The sequence below is a fragment of the Mucilaginibacter antarcticus genome, from assembly GCF_042686155.1.
GTDB lineage: Bacteria > Bacteroidota > Bacteroidia > Sphingobacteriales > Sphingobacteriaceae > Mucilaginibacter > Mucilaginibacter antarcticus.
Genome location: NZ_JBHUON010000012.1, coordinates 1 through 18,280 on the forward strand (window position 1 = coordinate 1; position 18,280 = coordinate 18,280).

Genomic DNA, 18,280 nt, shown 5'->3' on the forward strand with positions numbered 1-18,280 from the left:
CCGTAATTGTGTAAACCTATTTTAGTACTAACTTTAAAGTGTAAACTAACACCAGTATTAACAACCAATAGTGTAAACTTTTTTCAGGACGGGTCAACGAGCGACACTGTTTCACTCCAGCTGATTCACTTACTTTTAGGACAATCATCTACAAAGTGATAAAACATTGATTAACACGTAGTTAATTATAACAACTTAAATGGTTACTACTGTTTCAAACTGATTCGCTAAATTTTGTATAATACTGATCTATAGGTAATTAAATGTTCTTACTGTTTCAACTGTTTCACTTATTTTTGAAACAAAACAAACCTCACAGATACCGGCATAACCTAGGTTTTAACCAGGGCTAACAGCTTTCTTTTTGTTTGATTTATACCCGGTTTACCAGCTTAAATCCCTAATTTAGTCGGGATATGCAATCATTTGAAATTGACAAAACCGACCTTGTTCGCCTTAAAACCGCGCTTCAGGGCGATGATGCTGAATTAGAGATAGTTCTGAAAGACTATCACGCGTCAGAGATTGCCATATTATTTGAAAAACTTGCGCAGGAGGATAAAGAACGTATTATCAATATCCTGCCAACTGATGTAGCGTCGGACGTGTTCGCAGAAATGGACGAAGAGCAAAGTCCCGGCGAGTTGCTGATCAATCTCGACCCGGAGAAACGGTCTGAGATTGTAGAAGAGCTTGACTACGATGATGCTACTGATATTATCTCGCAGTTGGATGAAGCCGAGCAGCAAGAAATCCTTGAAGACATAGACGAAGAGGATGCCAGCAGCATCCGGGCCCTGCTAAGTTATGACGAGAACACGGCTGGCGGCTTGATGAACTCGGCACTCATCTGTGTTAATATCAATTCTGATAAGAAGGGCGCGCTGGATGACATTATCCGGCAATCGGAAGAGATGGAAGAGTTCTACACCATTTATGTGGTTAATGATGACCGTATCCTTCAGGGTGTTGTATCCATTAAAGACGTCATTAAGGCCCACGCCGATGCCAGGATCCAAGACATCTACAAAGATGAACCGGTATTTGTAAAAGCCGATCTCGATCAGGAAGAGGTTGCCAAGCTGATATCGCAATACAACCTGACCGCTATACCTGTTGTTGATGATGATATGCGGCTTTTGGGTCGCATTACGGTTGATGATATCATTGACGTAATGGAGCAGGAGAGCACCGAGGACATGTTAAAAATGTCCGGTGTATCAGAAGACGAAGAATTGAGCGGTAACTGGGTAGAAGCTGTTAAAAGCCGTTTACCCTGGCTTATAGTCAACCTGGGCACCGCGTTCCTGGCAGCTTCGGTAATCAGGCATTTTGAAAATATACAGCAACAGTTCCCGGTTATTGTCGCTTACCTTACCATTATCAGTGGTATGGGGGGCAACGCTGCCACGCAGGCACTTGCTGTAACGATAAGAAGAATATCCTTAACAGATCTGACTGATAACCAGGCATACCGCACTGTCCTGAAAGAGTTCTCTGTTGGGCTGATCAATGGCGCAGTGAATGGTTTAATTGTGTTTTCATTTGCCTTGTGGTATGATAAAAACCCGATGCTGGGCTTGGTGATCTTGTTGGCCATGACCGGTAATCTCGTTATCGCAGGCCTTACCGGGGCATCTATTCCTTTGATCCTAAAACGTTTAAATGTTGATCCGGCTGTTGGGTCATCAATCATCATAACCACATTTACAGATTGTATTGGCTTTTTGCTGCCGTTATGGTTAGCATCAACACTTTTATTGTAAATTTGGAACCTCAAAACTTTATAGCTATGGCAGAAGTAAGACACGATTGGACTAAAGAACAAATAACCGAAGTATATAACACACCATTGCTTGACCTTATTTACAAGGCTGCAAGTATTCACCGCGAAAACACGGATTACGCCGAAGTGCAGATCAGCTCGCTGATCTCTATCAAAACGGGTGGCTGCCCCGAGGATTGCGCATATTGCCCCCAAGCTGCCCGCTATAACACAGGTGTTGATGTGCATGCTATTATGCCTAAAGAAGAAGTATTAGCCGTAGCACAACGTGCGAAGGATGGTGGCGCATCAAGGCTTTGTATGGGTGCTGCCTGGCGCGAAGTACGCGACAACCGCGACTTTGACAAAGTACTTGATATGGTGAAAGCCGTCAACGGCTTGGATATGGAGGTTTGCTGCACTTTGGGCATGCTTACCGAAAACCAGGCCCAGCGCTTAGCGGATGCCGGTTTATATGCCTACAACCACAACTTAGATACATCTGAAGACGATTATAAACGTATCATCACCACGCGTACCTACGACGACCGTTTGCAAACACTAGAACACGTGCGTAAAGCTAAAATATCTGTATGTAGCGGTGGTATCATAGGTTTAGGCGAGACTACTGCAGATCGTATATCAATGCTAAAAACGTTATCAAACCTGCCTCAACATCCCGAGTCGGTACCCATTAATGCTTTGGTTCCGGTTCAGGGCACACCATTGGCAGACCAGCCGCGGGTATCAGTGTGGGACATGGTTCGGATGATAGCCACAACCCGTATCATTATGCCTAAAACTGTTGTGCGTTTATCGGCAGGCCGTACAGAAATGAGCACGGTTGAACAAGCATTTTGCTTTATGGCAGGCGCTAACTCAATATTCGCAGGCGAAAAGCTGTTAACTACGCCAAACCCATCATTTGATGAAGACATGGCAATGTTCGAGCTATTGGGCCTAACCCCACGCAAAGCCTTTAAAAATGGTCGCCCGGAGATCAAAGAGATCCGGGAAATGAGTATTAACGAAGTAATATAAGCCCTTTATAATCGGAATAGTAAGGCACACTGTATATAGTTTACTTTACTATTCCATCAGTAATCTTTGCAATATCATTACTGATCTTACTGATAAACTCCAGCTGTTCTTTTAATAATTTATCGGTAACCGTAGGTGTTGTCTCTTCGGACGGATCTGCTTTTTCTCCGGTAAATTCGCAGCGTTCGCCCCCGAGCTTTTTGCTTGTTTCGTTAAGCACGTTAATGCTTTTCTTTACCAGCTTCAATATGTCTGGCGTAGTTTTGTGCATTCCTTTAACTGTAATTTCAGAAGCCACTGTTGCCGTGTATGACGATAGGATATGATTTAAAACCACAAATTTGTGAATATCTTTAATGTTATGCTGTTTGCTCTTCGGTTCTGATGTCATCCGCTCAAAAGCCGCTGATAAGTTGGCCGACTTAACGAATACGTCTTTGCGAGCCAATTTATACTCTGTTGTGGTTACAGTTTTTCCCGTTATGGATTTGGCAATCTTTACCAGATAATTCACTTCGCTGTATATTACTTCGGCCAGTGTTTTCTTTATGAGTTCAAACTCCCAGGTAGGGAAGATAAGATAGCTTGCGATAAACGCAATGGTTGAACCAACAATGGTATCCAAAATTCGTTCTCCAACAATATCAATGTGCCCTATTTTCAAAAACTTGAAAAGGATAAGGACGTAAGGTGTCATAAAAATCACACTCACAACGTAATTTAACCTCTGAAAACTGTAAGTGCCGATCATAAATAATAGCATTAAGGCAAACTGTATGTTGTTGTCAGGCACAAACAGCAATATGGCAATACCAATCAACCCACCGGATATAGTGCCTATAAGCCGCTGGTAATTGCGTTGTTTAGATAAGCTAAAGCCCGGCTTTAATATTACTATAATAGTTAATAATACCCAGTAACTGTGGTGGCCCAGGGCCAGATTCTTAGCAACTACAAACCCTATCAAACAAACCAGCGATACCCGTAAGGCGTGCTTAAAGGCAGCCGAATCTAAAGTGAAACTTCCAAAAAATACATGTGGTTCAAAATCCTGGTGAGTTACAAATTTAGAATACTCAACATCATGCTTGTTCTCTATTAATATTTTCGATGAACTGGAGTTATAGTAATTAAATATGTTTTCGATCTCTTTATTCAGATCACGCAGGTTAATCAATATCTTTTTGAGTACCAGGTTGCTTGTTTCGTGAGCATTGCCGATGGCATCTATGTTTATTTTTAGTTGCTCAAGGGCCGGGGTGAAATCGGTTAATTGTGCATACCGGGTATTTGACAGTATAGCGTAGCCAATATTCTCTAATTCGTCCGCCATTTTATGTACCAGGTTGCCAACGTCTGACAATATTCCGGTGGTCTGGAATTTTTGACGTAGTTGATCATAATCATAGTGAGTAGCCATTATTTGTTCAAACATGTCAACCAGATCAACAAAAGTTAAAACCAATATCCTGCTTGCGTTGGTCGACTCGCGGGCCATAACCCTGCTTTTAAACAACAGTTCTCTTACAGCGTCCTGGTGTTGACTTACATGTATTTGTTGCGACACCAACCTGTGATAATTAGCATCGATGTCAGTACCCGGCAAATAAAAGTCACCTTTTATTCGGAGAAATCTAACGACGTCGCCTACATTCTCTCCCAAAGCTTGCTGTGCCGCGCGATAAGGGCGTATACCGAAGAAAATAAGGCTGAATATCATGTACCATACGCCACCGGCTAATATCTGCAAACTGTAAGTTAATACCTCGTCGGCGTGTATCTCCTTATCCATCATAAATATCATGATCAGCAAGGCCGAAGTACCTACTGACGCTGCACGATTGCCATATACCACGAACATGGAAAAAAGAAAGGAAAACACTGTAACCTCAAACCCGAGAGTATACACATTAAGGCGGGCAAACCCAGTGGTAGCGGCAACTATAAATAGGCATAAATTGCCTATAGCCATGCCGTTACGTTTATGTGTTACCGGGCCGGGATTATCAATTACGCAGATACAAAGCGCGCCTAACGAAAATGTTAAGCCAAGATCAAATTTATTAAGCTGTAAAAACGCAATTGACGGCAGGAGGATACCCAATGAAATACGCAAGCCGTCAGAAAAATACTGACTAAAAAAAAAGCTCTTTATTTCTTTTGATTGGATCATTGTACTGCAAATCTCGTTAAAAAATGGATGATATAGCGATTTGACAAAATTTTATCTTTCTCCTGTTTTTATAATCAATATTGGTGTCAATGATGATTATTTTTAATAATAATTCAACTTTTAATGATTTTAGTTTAAATTCACACCGATTTAAGGTTTATCTATAGAGCAAGCCTTCTTTTTTACATCTTTATATATCTATTATGTCTTCTACGTTAAAACTCAGCCAAAGAGAAACAGCATTTAATAATGAGGTGGTCACCCGCTTCGAGTTATATAACAGCTTATTTCAAACGCTGCCTTTTTACCAGGTTAAAGAGATCGGTATTTTACTACCGTTCTTTGGTTCGCATTGTGAAAAGGGTGCGAGTAGGGAGGAGTCACCAACAGAGATCATTGAATCCTTCTTTAAAAAATACGCACCGGATATAGATCACCGCGAGCAACTTAACCGTATGTTCAGGTTCATACAATATATCGAACGTCAGGTGGTTTTGTTTGATGCTATTGAAGATTCTTCGTTTGGTAAGATAGGCCGGGCAGATGACGTAGGTACGCTAGCCGGTTTACTGCAATCGGCGGCTAGTAGTGATGATGCGCGTGAAAAGATCAGCGAAAAGCTAAAAAATTTTTCATTGCGTTTAGTACTAACAGCGCACCCTACACAGTTTTACCCTAGCACGGTGTTGGGTATCATGAATGATTTGATCGACGCCTTAAAAACTAATGATATCACCAGCATAGACGTTTTACTACAGCAATTGGGTAAAACACCTTTCTTTAACAAAAAAGCGCCAACCCCGGTCGACGAAGCAGTGAGTTTAGTATGGTTCCTTGAAAACACACTTTACCACGCAATAACCGGCATTCAAACCAAACTTGAAGAAGAGTTTGACATCGATATAGATCGTTCATCTCAGCTTTTACAATTAGGTTTTTGGCCGGGCGGTGATCGGGATGGTAACCCTAATGTAAATACCAAAACAACTTATGACGTGGCCTGCCTGTTAAGACAGATCATCTTCCGTTGTTACTACCGTGATTTTAGAGTGTTGAAGCGTAGAATTACCTTTAGAGGAATAGAGCAAACAATGGCTGCGCTTGAGACGCTATTGTATGAAAATGCTTTTACCAAGAATCCGCATAACGCTAAAGATTTACAAAGCGAATTATTAGTCCTGTTAGATAGTATAAGCGAAACCCTGATAACAAGCCATGATAGCTTGTTTGTTGACATTGTTGATGATCTGTCGCGTAAAGTGCGCTTGTTTGGTTGCTTCTTTGCAACGCTGGATATCAGGCAGGATAGCCGCATATTACGTGATGTGTTTAATTATGGCATTGAAAAAGGGATAGCTACCGGCTTGCCGGCTAACTATAATGAGTTAAGCGAAGCGGAAAAGCTAAGCAGCCTCAAATTTAATGAGTTACATTTTCTGACACCGGAAGATGCCGATGATATGACCAAGGATACGCTTAACACAATAGAATTGGTTAAGCATATCCAGTACACCAATGGAGAAAAAGGGTGTCAGCGCTTCATAATCAGTAACTGCCAGCAGGCATCTGATATCTTACAGCTGATTAATCTTTTTTTATGGACCGGCTGGAAAGCTGAAGGCCTAACGGTTGACTTTATGCCACTATTTGAAACCGTTAAAGATTTGGAAGTAGCTGCCGAGGTGATGGAGAAATTATATACCCACCCGTTTTATAAAGAGCATTTAAAGCGCCGTGGCAATTTGCAGAGTATTATGTTAGGTTTTTCTGACAGCACTAAGGATGGCGGTTACCTTATGGCCAACTGGTCTATTTATAAAGCCAAAGTTGAGTTGACGGCAATGGCGCGTAAGTATGATATCGACCTGGCGTTTTTTGATGGCCGTGGCGGCCCACCCGCACGTGGTGGTGGTAAAACTCACCGTTTTTACGCGTCTATGGGCAATGAAATAGCTAATGATCATATTCAGCTAACTATTCAGGGTCAAACGGTAAGTTCGCAATACGGATCGGTTGAGACAGCACGTTTCAACGTGGAACAGCTAATACACGCGGGTGTTACATCAGCGTTAAATACAAACGAAAAAGAGGTACTAAGCTCAGACCAGAAAGACCTGATAACAGATATGGCTGAAGCAAGCCACGAATTGTTTTTAGCTTTAAGAAAACAACCTTTGTTTGTTGAATACCTGGAGAAGTTTAGTCCGTTAAAACTACTTTCCAAAACCAATATCAGCAGCAGGCCAACCAAACGTAATGCTGATGCACCTTTAAAACTGGAAGACTTGCGCGCAATTAGTTTTGTGACCGCGTGGAGCCAGTTAAAACAAAGCATCCCGGGTTTTTATGGGGTTGGTACAGCTTTAAGTAAAATGAAGCAAGAGGGCAGATGGGCAGCGGTTGAAGAATTGTACAATAGCTCAGGTTTCTTTAAAACAATGTTGGATAACTGTATCATGTCAATGTCTAAATCTGACTTTAGGGTAACTGCTTACCTTGAAAAGGATGAGAAATTTGGCGCCTTTTGGAAACAGCTTAAAAACGAATATGAGCAAACTAAGGCGCTGTTGTTAGAGTTAACGGGAACTACCATATTAATGGAAGACGCACCAGTGGATCGTCGTTCTATCGGTATCCGAGAAAAAATAGTATTGCCGTTGGTTATTATGCAGCACTATGCGCTAAACTGCCTTAACAATACCACGGATAAGGATCTTATTGAAGTGTACAATAAGTTGGTTATCAGGACCGTATACGGCATAGTTAACGCTGGTCGTAACCTGGCATAAGGTACCATAGCGCCGCGCACTTTCGGGGCGCTATGGTCTAATAAATAATTACACTTATAGTTAATTGTTTTAAACCTGTGGTGTTTATATTTGTCTATACCAGTATATAAACCCAAGGCCTAAAATGAAGAATGTAATTTACACCCTGTCTGTAATAGTGGTTGTGCTTATCATGACCTCATGTAAAGAAAATAAACGAGCCAAAAACTATAATCGTTTAATTGATGATGGCAGCGTTCTGTTTATTCAACAGGGCCTTGAGGAAGCACAAACTGAGATCGCAGCAGCTAAAATAGCTCAATCGGTTTCTAAGGATGCGCGTATTTTAATTTTCGCAAAAAGCGCAGTGCTTGATCATTTGACGAGTAACGAAGGACTAGAGCAAATAGCAATTAACAATAAAGTACGGGGTGGCGATTCAATAAGCGTTACTCACCAAAAAACTATAGACAGCCTGGGCACGCTGGCCGGTACTGCATTCAATAAAGCTTATATTCAATTTATGGTAACCAACCATCAGGCTGCTGTAAAGTCTTATAAAATAGCGTCAACCGATAAGATTGAAGAGATCCAACAGTTTGCACGAAAAACCCTTCCATTACTTAGGACTCATCTTGATTCAGCCAACTCAATTTTAGCTGATTTAAAATAGTTTTAGCTGTTGTAAAGGTGGTTTAGCTTTACCAAAAACGGTACGACCTCCATATTTCCAGGAGTTGCCCCTTTCTTCTTCAATTACTTTATCAAAGTTAGCATTTGGGGTGAAATCCTGTTCCGCGCTTTGTGCTATTTGGGTTAGTCGTTTTATCGCTTCGGTCTTATCACTGTTGCCTAATTTGGCCTTATGAATGGCCGTTTGTAATACATTGATAGTCTCATCGTAAACCTTTGTAGGCACTGGGAAGGGGTGTCCATCTTTACCCCCATGTGCAAATGAAAAGCGGGCTGGATCTTTAAAGCGGGAAGGTGTGCCATGAATAACCTCGCTCACCAAGGCCAGGGATTGTAAAGTCCGTGGACCTAATCCCTTCAACAAAAGCAGCTCTGCAAAATCTTCTGGTTTATTTTCATGAGCCAGCCATAACACTGCCCCTAATCGTTTAAGATCAATATTTTCGGCCCGTACATCATGATGCGATGGCATTACAAGCTTATTAATCTCTTTGAGCATTTTGTCCGGATGTTCACTGGCTATCTGCATTACGCCATTACGGGTTGGCTCAGCCTTACTATCAGCAATATTTAAAATATAGCCTTGGTTTTTTCCGTGGATAGCCGTATGAGGATCGCTGATAAAACTATCTAGTTGCTCAGAATGCCAGTGATATCTGCGCGCGGTACTGGAAGCATCGCTCATTCCTTGTTGAACGACGCACCATTTCCCGGTATCGGTCAAGATAAAATTGTGGGTGTATAATTGAAAGCCATCTTGTATGGCCGTATTGTCAACCTTAGCGCTTAGCTTGCTGCATTTTACCAGGTAGGCACCGTCCAGCCCTGTGCGTTCGCTTATTCTTAATAGCTCGTCGGGCGTTTGTTTGGAGTATTTTCCTTTACCACCGCATATGTAAAGCCCTAAATCTTTACTATGGGGGTTAATAGCGCGTTTCAACGCCCCCATAACGGAAGTCGTAATACCCGATGAATGCCAATCCATCCCCATCACCGCCCCGAGGCTTTGAAACCAAAACGGATCGCTAAGGCGGCGTAATACCTCGTCTTTGCCATAATCTAGTACTATGGTTTCTACCACAGCTAAACCCAGTTTGGCCATTCTTTGGGCAAGCCACTGAGGTACATAACCGTAATGTAAAGGTAAATCGGCACTTCCTGAACGCTTCATACTAACAAATTTAGCAAATTAAAATTGGTAAACATCGTATTGCAAAAACTACTACATTAGCTAAACCAATACTACCTCAATGATTAAAACCCTGTTTATTGCTTTACTGTGCCGGTTAAGTACCTCTGTGTATAGCCAGTCGGCACCAAAGCCGTATGGCCCGTTACCAACAAAGGGGCAACTGCAATGGCAGGAAACAGAGATGTATGCTATTATTCATTTTGGCCCGGATACTTATACAGACAAGGAGTGGGGCTTTGGCGATGAAAATCCTGCGGTCATGAATCCAACCAAGTTTAGTGCTACCCAAATAGTGGGTGCTGCTAAGGCCGGCGGGCTTAAAGGCATTGTTGTGGTTGCTAAGCATCACGATGGTTTCTGCATGTGGCCAACCAAAACTACAACGCACAATATCTCTAAAAGCCCTTATAAAAATGGTAAGGGTGATATTCTAAAAGAATATCGCGAAGCTTGCGATAAGTTAGGTATGAAAATGGGCGTGTACTGCTCGCCATGGGATCGGAATAACCCGCTGTACGGCAAGCCTGAGTATGTTACCGATGTTTACCGCAGGCAACTACTGGAACTATATAGCAATTACGGTCCGCTGTTTATTGTTTGGCATGATGGTGCTAACGGGGGCGATGGTTATTATGGTGGGGCGAAGGAGAAACGCACCATTGATCGATCTACGTATTATGGTTGGGATGAAACCTGGGGCATAGCGCGCAAACTACAGCCTAATGCCGTAATTTTTGGCGACGTTGGGCCTGATGTGCGCTGGGTTGGCAATGAGCGTGGCATAGCGGGCGAAACGAGTTGGGCAACCTACACACCGCATGCTCCGGAGGCTGGCAAATTGGCTGGCAATGGTTTTGTGTTGGATAAAGAAGGGATAGAAGGACATCGCGACGGTAAGTATTGGATGCCGGCCGAATGCGACGTTTCTATTCGCCCGGGATGGTTTTACCATGCAGATCAGGATGATAAAGTGAAGTCTCCGGCTGCTTTACTTAACCTATATTATAAAAGTGTAGGCCATGGCGCTTGCCTTGATCTGGGTTTGTCGCCAAATCGTTTAGGCTTATTGGCCGATGGTGACGTAAGGGCTTTGGCTGAATTTGGGAAGATTTTGGAGGCAACCTTTAAGATTAACCTTGCTAAAGGCGCTACCGTTACAGCCAGTAATGTCCGGGGAAGAAATAAAACTGTTTACGGCACGGCCAAATTATTTGATACTGACCGCTACAGCTATTGGGCTACAGATGACCATGTAACAACACCGGAGTTAGTAATAGACATGCATCAGCCTACAATATTTAACGTGATCCGCCTGCGCGAAAACATTAAGCTAGGTCAACGCATTGATGCCGTGGCGGTAGATGCCTATTTAGATGGCAAATGGCAGGAGCTAGCCACTGTTACAAGCATTGGTGGCAACCGGTCTATCCGCCTCGATAAGGATGTAACTGCCAGCAAAGTTAGGTTACGAATAATTAATGCTGCTGCCGGTATCGCGCTAAGCGACTTTGGCCTATATAAACAACCCAATATCTCTACCCAAAATTAATTACCCCAATCAATATGATATCCTTAAAAATAATTTCAATTTCAGCATTAACATTTATAGCCATGGCCGCAACAGCACAACACAATTTGTTTGATACTTCAGCCAAACCAACGTTGATTTCCAATCAGTTTGCCTTTACCGAGGGATGTTCGGTTGCCAAAAATGGCGACGTGTTTTTTACAGACCAACCGAACGATAAGATCTGGAAATATGAATTTGAAAGCGGTAAGTTATCAGTATTTCTGGATAAAGCGGGCCGCTCAAACGGCACCTATTTCGATAAAAAAGGAAATCTGATAACCTGTGCTGACGATAAGGGAGAGCTGTGGTCTATCAGTCCTAAGGGGAAAGTAACCGTTTTAGTAACTGACCTGGAAGGCAAACAGATGAATGGCCCTAACGATGTATGGCTGGACCTTAAAGGTGGAATTTACATGACCGACCCATACTATCAACGCGACTATTGGGCCCGTAAGAAAAAAGAGCTCGACGGCGAGCATGTTTACTATTTACCAAAAGGCAGCAAAACCCCGGTTAAAGTATGTGGCGATTTAAAACAACCCAACGGTATTGTCGGCACGCCGGATGGTAAATATCTGTATGTATCTGATCTGGGCGCCCAGAAAACTTATAGATACCTGGTTAACAAAGACGCGACCCTAAGCGAAAAAACTTTACTATTCAATCAAGGTTCAGACGGTATGACGCTGGATGAAAAGGGCAATATCTATATCACCGGCAAGGGAGTCACCATTTACAGTCCTGAAGGTAAAAAGATAGCCGTTATCCCTAATAAAGATAACTGGACGGGTAATGTTGTGTTTGGCGGTAAAAACCGTGATATTCTATTTATCACAGCATCAAAAAGCGTTTATATGCTGAAGATGAAGGTTAAAGGAGTAGAATAATTCATTTTTTATATAGCAATGGGTTTAAACCCATTGCTATATCATGACCTGGTATTTATATCCCAATATCCTATCCACATTTACGGTACTTACAATTTTCCAACTTTTCTTCTCGTGGGCAAATTCAGGCTCTTGCAGTCCAGATTTAATGGCTGCTGCTGTGTAAAATTCCGAGCGTGTTGGATGCATAGGTGACACTGCATTATAGATTTGCCCAAAAGCTTGTTTGTCTAATATTGCGTTGCTAACACCTATGCAGTCCGTTAAATGTATCAGGTTGATTGGCGCATCTCCGTTAGAGATATCTTTTTTCCCTGCGAAAAAACCTCCCGGGTCACGGCCCGGACCTATTAATCCACCGAAGCGAATAATAGTAGTCGTAAACTCGGTATGGGCTTTTAACAGCTTTTCCGCAGATAAAAGAATTTTACCCGATTCACTATCAGGCTCCGGCATATCTAGTTCGGTAACTTCAGTATTATTATCACCATAAACACCTGTCGAACTTATTAATACCACCTGTTTAATATTATTACCGGTGATATATGGAATGAGTCTTTCTAGTTTTGTCAGATACTCCGCACCCTGGCCCGCCCTGGTTTTCGGAGGGATACTAATCCAAAGTATATCACAAACAAAAAAATCAAGATCTACGATCTCATTATCAGGTGACAGGTCAATTTTGTAAGGGGCAATACCATATTGGGCTAATAACGATAGCTTGCCTGGGGTAGTGGTTGAGCCTTTAATCTTTATCCATTTATCAACCAGCGATTTGGCAAATTCCAAACCATACCATCCGCAACCTAAAATACTTACCGTCATGTTCAAATATCAATGTTTTTGTTTAAATGTTAAACTTTTAAACGCCAATTCTTGTTGTGAATATATGAAACTGAAGAAAGAAGTTATAGCAACATCGGCCTTATTGGGAGTAGCGAGCATAGCCGCATTGACTGTCCTTGCACAAGATGAACCCTTGCAAACGGTATCGTACGTTGAGCTGGACAAATACTTAGGTAAATGGTATGAGATAGCAGCATTTCCGCAAAGTTTTCAGCGCGGTTGCAGCCATACTTTTGCGGAGTATTCTAAAAATGACGATGGCAGCGTAAGTGTGAAAAATACTTGTATTAAAGAAGGCAAAATAAAAACGGTAGACGGAAAAGCCACAGTTACCGATAAAAAAACAAATGCCAAGCTTGAGGTGCAATTTTTTTGGCCTTTTAAAGGTAAATACTGGATTATAGGCTTAGCGCCAGACTATTCATATGCTCTTGTAGGCCATCCCAATCGTAAATACCTTTGGATACTTGGTCGTAAGCCAATTATGGATTCGCAAACCTATAATCACTTGGTTACTTTAGCAGCAAATAAGGGGTTTGATGTGCGGAAATTAGTTAAGACAAATCAGCACTAAAAGACCCCTTTAGCAGCCTCCATTTCAAACACAGAATCTATCAGCAATTCCCTTTGTTTTCCGGCAGCTACCGCAAGTTGATCGCAACGCTCATTTTCAGGGTGACCATTGTGGCCACGTACCCATACAAATTTTACTTTATGTAATTTACTAATGTCGAGGTAGCGAAGCCATAGGTCCTTATTCTTTTTGCCCGCAAACCCTTTTAGCACCCACCCGTGAACCCAGCGTTTTTCGACTGAGTCTATCACGTATTTCGAATCAGAGAAAACTGTGACATCCTGGTTAGGCTTAGTAAGCGCTTCTAACCCTTTGATAACCGCCAGTAACTCCATGCGATTATTGGTAGTTTTGCGGAAGCCTTCGGATAATTCTTTATAATGCTGCCCGGCGCGCAATATCACCCCGTACCCACCCGGACCCGGATTGCCACTTGATGCGCCGTCTGTGTAAATTTCAATCATTTTCAGTCCATAGGTTATGGTCAATAGTCCATACCCTTTATCAAAAATAGAAAAATTATTTGAGGCGCTTGCTTTTCAGCCTTATTGAGTTACCAATAACAATCACGTCAGAAAACGCCATAGTAAACGCACCAACCATCGGATTTAAAAAACCGAGTGCCGCTACGGGTATTGCAACAACGTTGTAAGCAAATGCCCAAAAAAGGTTTTGTTTGATGGTGAGTAAAGTATGCTTGCTGATCTGCAGGAACTTAACAATCGAACCAAGATCAGTATTCAATAAAATTACCCGCGCCGATTGTATAGCAATTTGACTTGCATCGTTCATAGAAACACCTACGTCAGCTTTAGTTAGGGCAGGAGCATCGTTAATACCATCGCCTATCATAATGGTTTTGCCTTTTTGTTTGTAAATGTCTATAATGCGCAGTTTTTCATCAGGCAGCTTTTCTGAATGTATTTCGGCTATGCCAATGGTTTTAGCAACGTTTAAACAACGACTGTTTCTGTCGCCACTCAAAAGGACAGGTGTTATGCCCATTGCTTTTAGTTGGGCTATAAGTGCCGCAGCTTCTGGTTTTATAGTGTCGTCCATAGCTATCTGCGCCAACAAAACCTGGTTTTTATATAATGATAGATTAAAGTTGTCTGAATTGACGTTTTTACCCGTGCCCAAAAAATAGTTGTTGCCATCCACATCTTCAGCCCGCATGCCTAGACCTTTTTCCTCTTTTGCACTTCGCAATATTAATTTAGTCTTAGCTAAATCTTTTAAGCCGTCTACCAATGATCTAGCGATAGGGTGATTAGAACGTTCCTCTATAGCGGTAATGACACCTCGTATTAACTCAATATGCGCATCACCTTCAACTTTAATGTCGTTGATGCTAAACTTACCCGTAGTTAATGTACCGGTTTTATCGAACACCACATATTTCGTATTTGCAACGGCTTCGATGGTGTCGCCGCCTTTGATCAATATACCATTTTTAGCCGCACGACCAAGGCCCACCATTACCGCGGTAGGCGTAGCTAAACCCATTGCGCAGGGACATGAAATTACAAGCACAGCAATGGCATTCATTAATGACCGCTGTAAGCCTGAATCACTTAAAAAATAGGTAGCTACAAAAGTTACAAGGGCGATTAAAATAACCACCGGTACAAATATAGAGGCAACCTTGTCGCCGAGTTTTTGAACCGGAGGCTTCGCGGCCTGCGCTTTTTTCATTAACTCTATAATTTGAGCCAATACCGTATTTGAACCTACTTTCGTGGCCATCATTCTAAAATTTCCACGCTGTACAATGGTACCGCCTATTACCTTATCGTATTTAGCTTTTTCAACAGGCATACTTTCTCCGGTCAACATTGATTCGTCCAGCGCTGCGTTACCCTCCAGAATGTCGCCATCAACCGGTACCTTATCGCCGTGGTTAACAAGCAAGGTGTCACCAGCGTGTACATCGTTGGCTCTAATAACCTCAACAGCGCCGTCAATCATCCGGTTAGCCGTAACCTGCTGAATTTTTACCAAGTCTTTAATAGCTGAAGTAGTTTGATTTACCGAACGCTTTTCAAAAACGTTACCCAATAACACCAGCGTTATAATGGTAGCGCAGGTTTCATAAAATAGATATTGTGAACCCAGATTTTGGATCGTTCCGGCCAGGCTATAAATAAATGCAGATGTTGAGCCTATGAAGATTAACACGTCCATATTAGGTGTGCCACCTTTAACGGAATAGAAAGCGCTTTTACCAAAATGCAGGCATCCTACAGCAAAAACAGGAAGGCATAATAGTAACTGCACTACAGGATTGTGTACTACGTGCCAGGATGCAACCATGTGTAAAAGGAGGGGAGCGGTGAACAATGCACAGAACAAAAACTTAGTTTCTACCCTCTCATAAAACTTTGGGGCGTACAATGCAGCGTCATCTACTACTTTAAAACCTAGCTGCTCGATGCCTTTAACAATATCGGCCAAAGCGGTGTCGGTAGTGTTGCTGAATTTTACTTCTTCACCGGCAAAATCAACGAGTATGTTATTTAAGCCTTTCTTCTCTAGTAACTTGTGTATAGACAGGGCGCAGTTGTTACAGTGCATCCCGGTTACATTTAGCTCTATCAGTTGTTCTGCCATAGTACTACAAAGCTACCTGTTTATTTAGAGGCATTCTAAATATTAGGGTAAGGCAAATGTAATTTTAAAATTTACCTTGATATTTATGTTCATTTTTATACATTTGCAATCTCCAAAACGGTAGATGTAGCTCAGTTGGTTAGAGCATCGGTTTGTGGTACCGAGGGTCGTGGGTTCGAGCCCCATCATTTACCCCCATTATCTATACTAGAGATAAAAGTCAAATATCTGATTATCAATAAATTAGATATTTGACTCCTCTAGTTCCATACTAAATTCAGGGTTATTCTAAATCAGAATCGTTTATTACAGTTTAATCCTGATACTTGCCTTAATTAATACACCCCCCACCGCACATAGATATCACCGAAATGCGGAGTCGTATTCTCTTTTGTAAAATAGCGAGCAAGCTAACGACCACATATTTACCTTATCTCTATCTTTATCTAAATTTAATAGTTGAAGATTATGCATTTTAATAATAAGGTAGAGCTACCCGTTCATGTAGATGGTCAATATAAGATTAACAGATGGCTGGGGTTAGTATTACTATTATTAATCTGGCCGAACATAGCAAGGTGCCAGCCTGAAACAGATAGTCTTTACAGAATATTGAAACAGGAAATTGGCCGAAAAAAATATTATGATCAATTAAAAGAACGTCATATTAATCTTTTGAAAAAACGGCTCAGGTCTAATTCGCCTAATGATTTGGCTACGCAATACTTTTTATGTAAAGAACTTTCCCAAAGCTATACCAAATTCAATTTCGATTCAGTATATGTTTATCTGCAGCGCCAATTACAGCTTAGTATTTTGATGAATGATGTTCAAAAGCAATATGAGGCGGAAATTACCCTTGGCGATATTCAACTGTCGAGAGGCATGTTTAAAGAAACATTTGATTATCTGCGCCAAATTAATGTTTCCCTACTTCCTGACAGTACCAAACAACAATACTATAAGCTAAAATCATTTGCCTATAATAATCTGGCTTTGTATAATGTAGATGCAAATTCGCCAAAATACTACGCCATTTCCCGACGCGCCCTGAATGTTTCTATTGCGCTGGCTAGGCCCGGGGGTTTTGAAGAGGGCATAAACCTGGCCAACAAGCAGATCGTTTCCGGCCATCCTAAAAAAGCGTTTCCCATTTATTTGGCCTTATTAAACAACCCTGCAATTACGTTACATCAAAAAGCAATGATCGCCTTTAATATCGGTGGTCAATCCAAGCACGAAGAAAAAATTAAATGGTTAATCAAATCAGCCATTTATGATATACAAAGTTCCACAAATGAGACGCTGGCAGAAGCTGATCTTGGAAAGATCTTTGTAGAAAAGAGACAATACCCTCAAGCGGAAATGCTCTTAAACCTTGCACTGCAGCAATCCAGTCAATATGGCAACCGAAAACAGGGATCAGAAGTTATCGCCATTTTGAAAATAGTTACGGCCCAGAAAATAATAGATCTGGCCAATAAAAAAAATGATTTTTTAACCTATTTGATCCTGATAGCTGCGCTCGTGGTGTCAGCTATCGCCTACACCGCTTACGTCGTTCATACCCGGCTAAAAAAATTAAAGGTTCAGGAAGCAATTGTACAAAAAAGAAATACAGAATTGGATAGCATAAACAGGAAATTACTCGAAGACGGGCGAATTAAAGAAGAGTATATCGGCTATTTTTTTAATACTATTTCGGGGCATATCCTTAAACTGGATAAAATTAAAAAAGGTGTAACCCGTAACCTTAAAACGATGAATTATCAGGAAGTTTTTAATATCGCCCGTGAAATTGATATCAATCAAGACCGAGCAGACCTCTTCCATACATTCGACAGTATCTTTCTCAAATTATTCCCCAACTTTATCATGAAATTTAATGCGCTGTTAAAGCCCGATGACCAGATATGGCCAAAACGCAATGAGATCCTTAATACCCAAATCCGGCTATATGCCTTAATGCGCTTGGGCATTACAGAAAATCAGGCAATAGCTAATATATTAGAGACCTCTTTAAACACCGTATATACTTATAAAACGCGTATCAGGTCAAAGGCTATCGTATCTGCTGAGGATTTTGAGAGGATGATCATGCAAATAAGATTTTCAGAAATAAACTAGATTTTAGCTCATTTTTATTATTGTAATATGTTGA

The 18,280-nt window shown here is 41.5% G+C and carries 13 protein-coding genes and 1 tRNA gene; 9 read left to right on the plus strand and 5 right to left on the minus strand.

Annotated features, from left to right (window positions below; genetic code table 11):
- Window positions 1-416: 416 nt before the first annotated feature.
- Window positions 417-1,766: a magnesium transporter gene (gene mgtE / locus ACFSYC_RS11060; RefSeq protein ID WP_377127172.1), complete on the plus strand. Its 1,350-nt coding sequence runs from the start codon at window positions 417-419 to the stop codon at window positions 1,764-1,766.
- Between the two features lie 26 nt (window positions 1,767-1,792).
- Complete coding sequence (bioB, locus tag ACFSYC_RS11065) at window positions 1,793-2,806, plus strand: biotin synthase BioB (protein WP_377127175.1); 1,014 nt, start codon at window positions 1,793-1,795, stop codon at window positions 2,804-2,806.
- A gap of 40 nt (window positions 2,807-2,846) precedes the next feature.
- Here bioB and ACFSYC_RS11070 read toward each other — a convergent pair whose 3' ends face one another.
- The gene (locus tag ACFSYC_RS11070) at window positions 2,847-4,979 is read right to left on the minus strand and encodes an FUSC family protein (RefSeq protein ID WP_377127178.1); all 2,133 of its coding nucleotides are present in this window, start codon (window positions 4,977-4,979) and stop codon (window positions 2,847-2,849) included.
- A gap of 203 nt (window positions 4,980-5,182) precedes the next feature.
- Here ACFSYC_RS11070 and ACFSYC_RS11075 point away from each other — a divergent pair, with 203 nt between their 5' ends.
- Together ACFSYC_RS11075 and ACFSYC_RS11080 are read left to right on the plus strand one after the other, a co-directional pair.
- Window positions 5,183-7,768 carry a phosphoenolpyruvate carboxylase gene (locus ACFSYC_RS11075; RefSeq protein ID WP_377127181.1) on the plus strand — a complete coding sequence of 862 codons (2,586 nt, stop codon included), beginning with the start codon at window positions 5,183-5,185 and terminating at the stop codon, window positions 7,766-7,768.
- Between the two features lie 124 nt (window positions 7,769-7,892).
- Window positions 7,893-8,420, plus strand: a complete 528-nt coding sequence (locus ACFSYC_RS11080; RefSeq protein ID WP_377127184.1) for a DUF4142 domain-containing protein — start codon at window positions 7,893-7,895, stop codon at window positions 8,418-8,420.
- On the opposite strand, the gene ACFSYC_RS11085 is transcribed toward ACFSYC_RS11080, so the two are convergent.
- Window positions 8,412-9,611 (minus strand): DUF763 domain-containing protein, encoded by a 1,200-nt coding sequence (locus ACFSYC_RS11085; RefSeq protein ID WP_377127187.1) that lies wholly within the window; start codon window positions 9,609-9,611, stop codon window positions 8,412-8,414. The genes ACFSYC_RS11080 and ACFSYC_RS11085 overlap by 9 nt on opposite strands.
- 79 nt (window positions 9,612-9,690) lie before the next feature.
- On the opposite strand from ACFSYC_RS11085, the gene ACFSYC_RS11090 reads away from it, so the two are divergent.
- Window positions 9,691-11,181 (plus strand): alpha-L-fucosidase, encoded by a 1,491-nt coding sequence (locus ACFSYC_RS11090; RefSeq protein WP_377127190.1) that lies wholly within the window; start codon window positions 9,691-9,693, stop codon window positions 11,179-11,181.
- Between the two features lie 62 nt (window positions 11,182-11,243).
- Window positions 11,244-12,089: an SMP-30/gluconolactonase/LRE family protein gene (locus ACFSYC_RS11095; RefSeq protein ID WP_377127193.1), complete on the plus strand. Its 846-nt coding sequence runs from the start codon at window positions 11,244-11,246 to the stop codon at window positions 12,087-12,089.
- A 36-nt stretch (window positions 12,090-12,125) separates the two neighbouring features.
- Here the strand turns inward: ACFSYC_RS11095 and ACFSYC_RS11100 are convergent, their stop codons facing one another.
- On the minus strand, window positions 12,126-12,914 hold the full coding sequence (locus ACFSYC_RS11100; RefSeq protein ID WP_377127196.1) for an SDR family oxidoreductase: 789 nt from the start codon (window positions 12,912-12,914) through the stop codon (window positions 12,126-12,128).
- 64 nt (window positions 12,915-12,978) lie between these two features.
- On the opposite strand from ACFSYC_RS11100, the gene ACFSYC_RS11105 reads away from it, so the two are divergent.
- Window positions 12,979-13,509 (plus strand): lipocalin family protein, encoded by a 531-nt coding sequence (locus ACFSYC_RS11105; protein ID WP_377127199.1) that lies wholly within the window; start codon window positions 12,979-12,981, stop codon window positions 13,507-13,509.
- Here the strand turns inward: ACFSYC_RS11105 and rnhA are convergent.
- Complete coding sequence (gene rnhA, locus ACFSYC_RS11110; RefSeq protein WP_377127203.1) at window positions 13,506-13,973, minus strand: ribonuclease HI; 468 nt, start codon at window positions 13,971-13,973, stop codon at window positions 13,506-13,508. The two genes, ACFSYC_RS11105 and rnhA, sit on opposite strands and share 4 nt — an antisense overlap.
- A 55-nt stretch (window positions 13,974-14,028) precedes the next feature.
- Window positions 14,029-16,119 carry a heavy metal translocating P-type ATPase gene (locus ACFSYC_RS11115; RefSeq protein WP_377127206.1) on the minus strand — a complete coding sequence of 697 codons (2,091 nt, stop codon included), beginning with the start codon at window positions 16,117-16,119 and terminating at the stop codon, window positions 14,029-14,031.
- 119 nt (window positions 16,120-16,238) lie between these two features.
- Here ACFSYC_RS11115 and ACFSYC_RS11120 point away from each other — a divergent pair.
- Window positions 16,239-16,317, plus strand: a tRNA-His gene (locus ACFSYC_RS11120).
- A gap of 477 nt (window positions 16,318-16,794) precedes the next feature.
- On the plus strand, window positions 16,795-18,246 hold the full coding sequence (locus ACFSYC_RS11125; protein WP_377127209.1) for a DUF6377 domain-containing protein: 1,452 nt from the start codon (window positions 16,795-16,797) through the stop codon (window positions 18,244-18,246).
- Window positions 18,247-18,280: the final 34 nt, after the last annotated feature.

Bases quoted from the DNA above. Each gene is read 5' to 3' on its own strand.
- mgtE (WP_377127172.1), top strand. From the start codon at position 417: ATGCAATCATTTGAAATTGACAAAACCGACCTTGTTCGCCTTAAAACC.
- bioB (WP_377127175.1), top strand. From the start codon at position 1,793: ATGGCAGAAGTAAGACACGATTGGACTAAAGAACAAATAACCGAAGTA.
- ACFSYC_RS11070 (WP_377127178.1), bottom strand. From the start codon at position 4,979: ATGATCCAATCAAAAGAAATAAAGAGCTTTTTTTTTAGTCAGTATTTT.
- ACFSYC_RS11075 (WP_377127181.1), top strand. From the start codon at position 5,183: ATGTCTTCTACGTTAAAACTCAGCCAAAGAGAAACAGCATTTAATAAT.
- ACFSYC_RS11080 (WP_377127184.1), top strand. From the start codon at position 7,893: ATGAAGAATGTAATTTACACCCTGTCTGTAATAGTGGTTGTGCTTATC.
- ACFSYC_RS11085 (WP_377127187.1), bottom strand. From the start codon at position 9,611: ATGAAGCGTTCAGGAAGTGCCGATTTACCTTTACATTACGGTTATGTA.
- ACFSYC_RS11090 (WP_377127190.1), top strand. From the start codon at position 9,691: ATGATTAAAACCCTGTTTATTGCTTTACTGTGCCGGTTAAGTACCTCT.
- ACFSYC_RS11095 (WP_377127193.1), top strand. From the start codon at position 11,244: ATGGCCGCAACAGCACAACACAATTTGTTTGATACTTCAGCCAAACCA.
- ACFSYC_RS11100 (WP_377127196.1), bottom strand. From the start codon at position 12,914: ATGACGGTAAGTATTTTAGGTTGCGGATGGTATGGTTTGGAATTTGCC.
- ACFSYC_RS11105 (WP_377127199.1), top strand. From the start codon at position 12,979: ATGAAACTGAAGAAAGAAGTTATAGCAACATCGGCCTTATTGGGAGTA.
- rnhA (WP_377127203.1), bottom strand. From the start codon at position 13,973: ATGATTGAAATTTACACAGACGGCGCATCAAGTGGCAATCCGGGTCCG.
- ACFSYC_RS11115 (WP_377127206.1), bottom strand. From the start codon at position 16,119: ATGGCAGAACAACTGATAGAGCTAAATGTAACCGGGATGCACTGTAAC.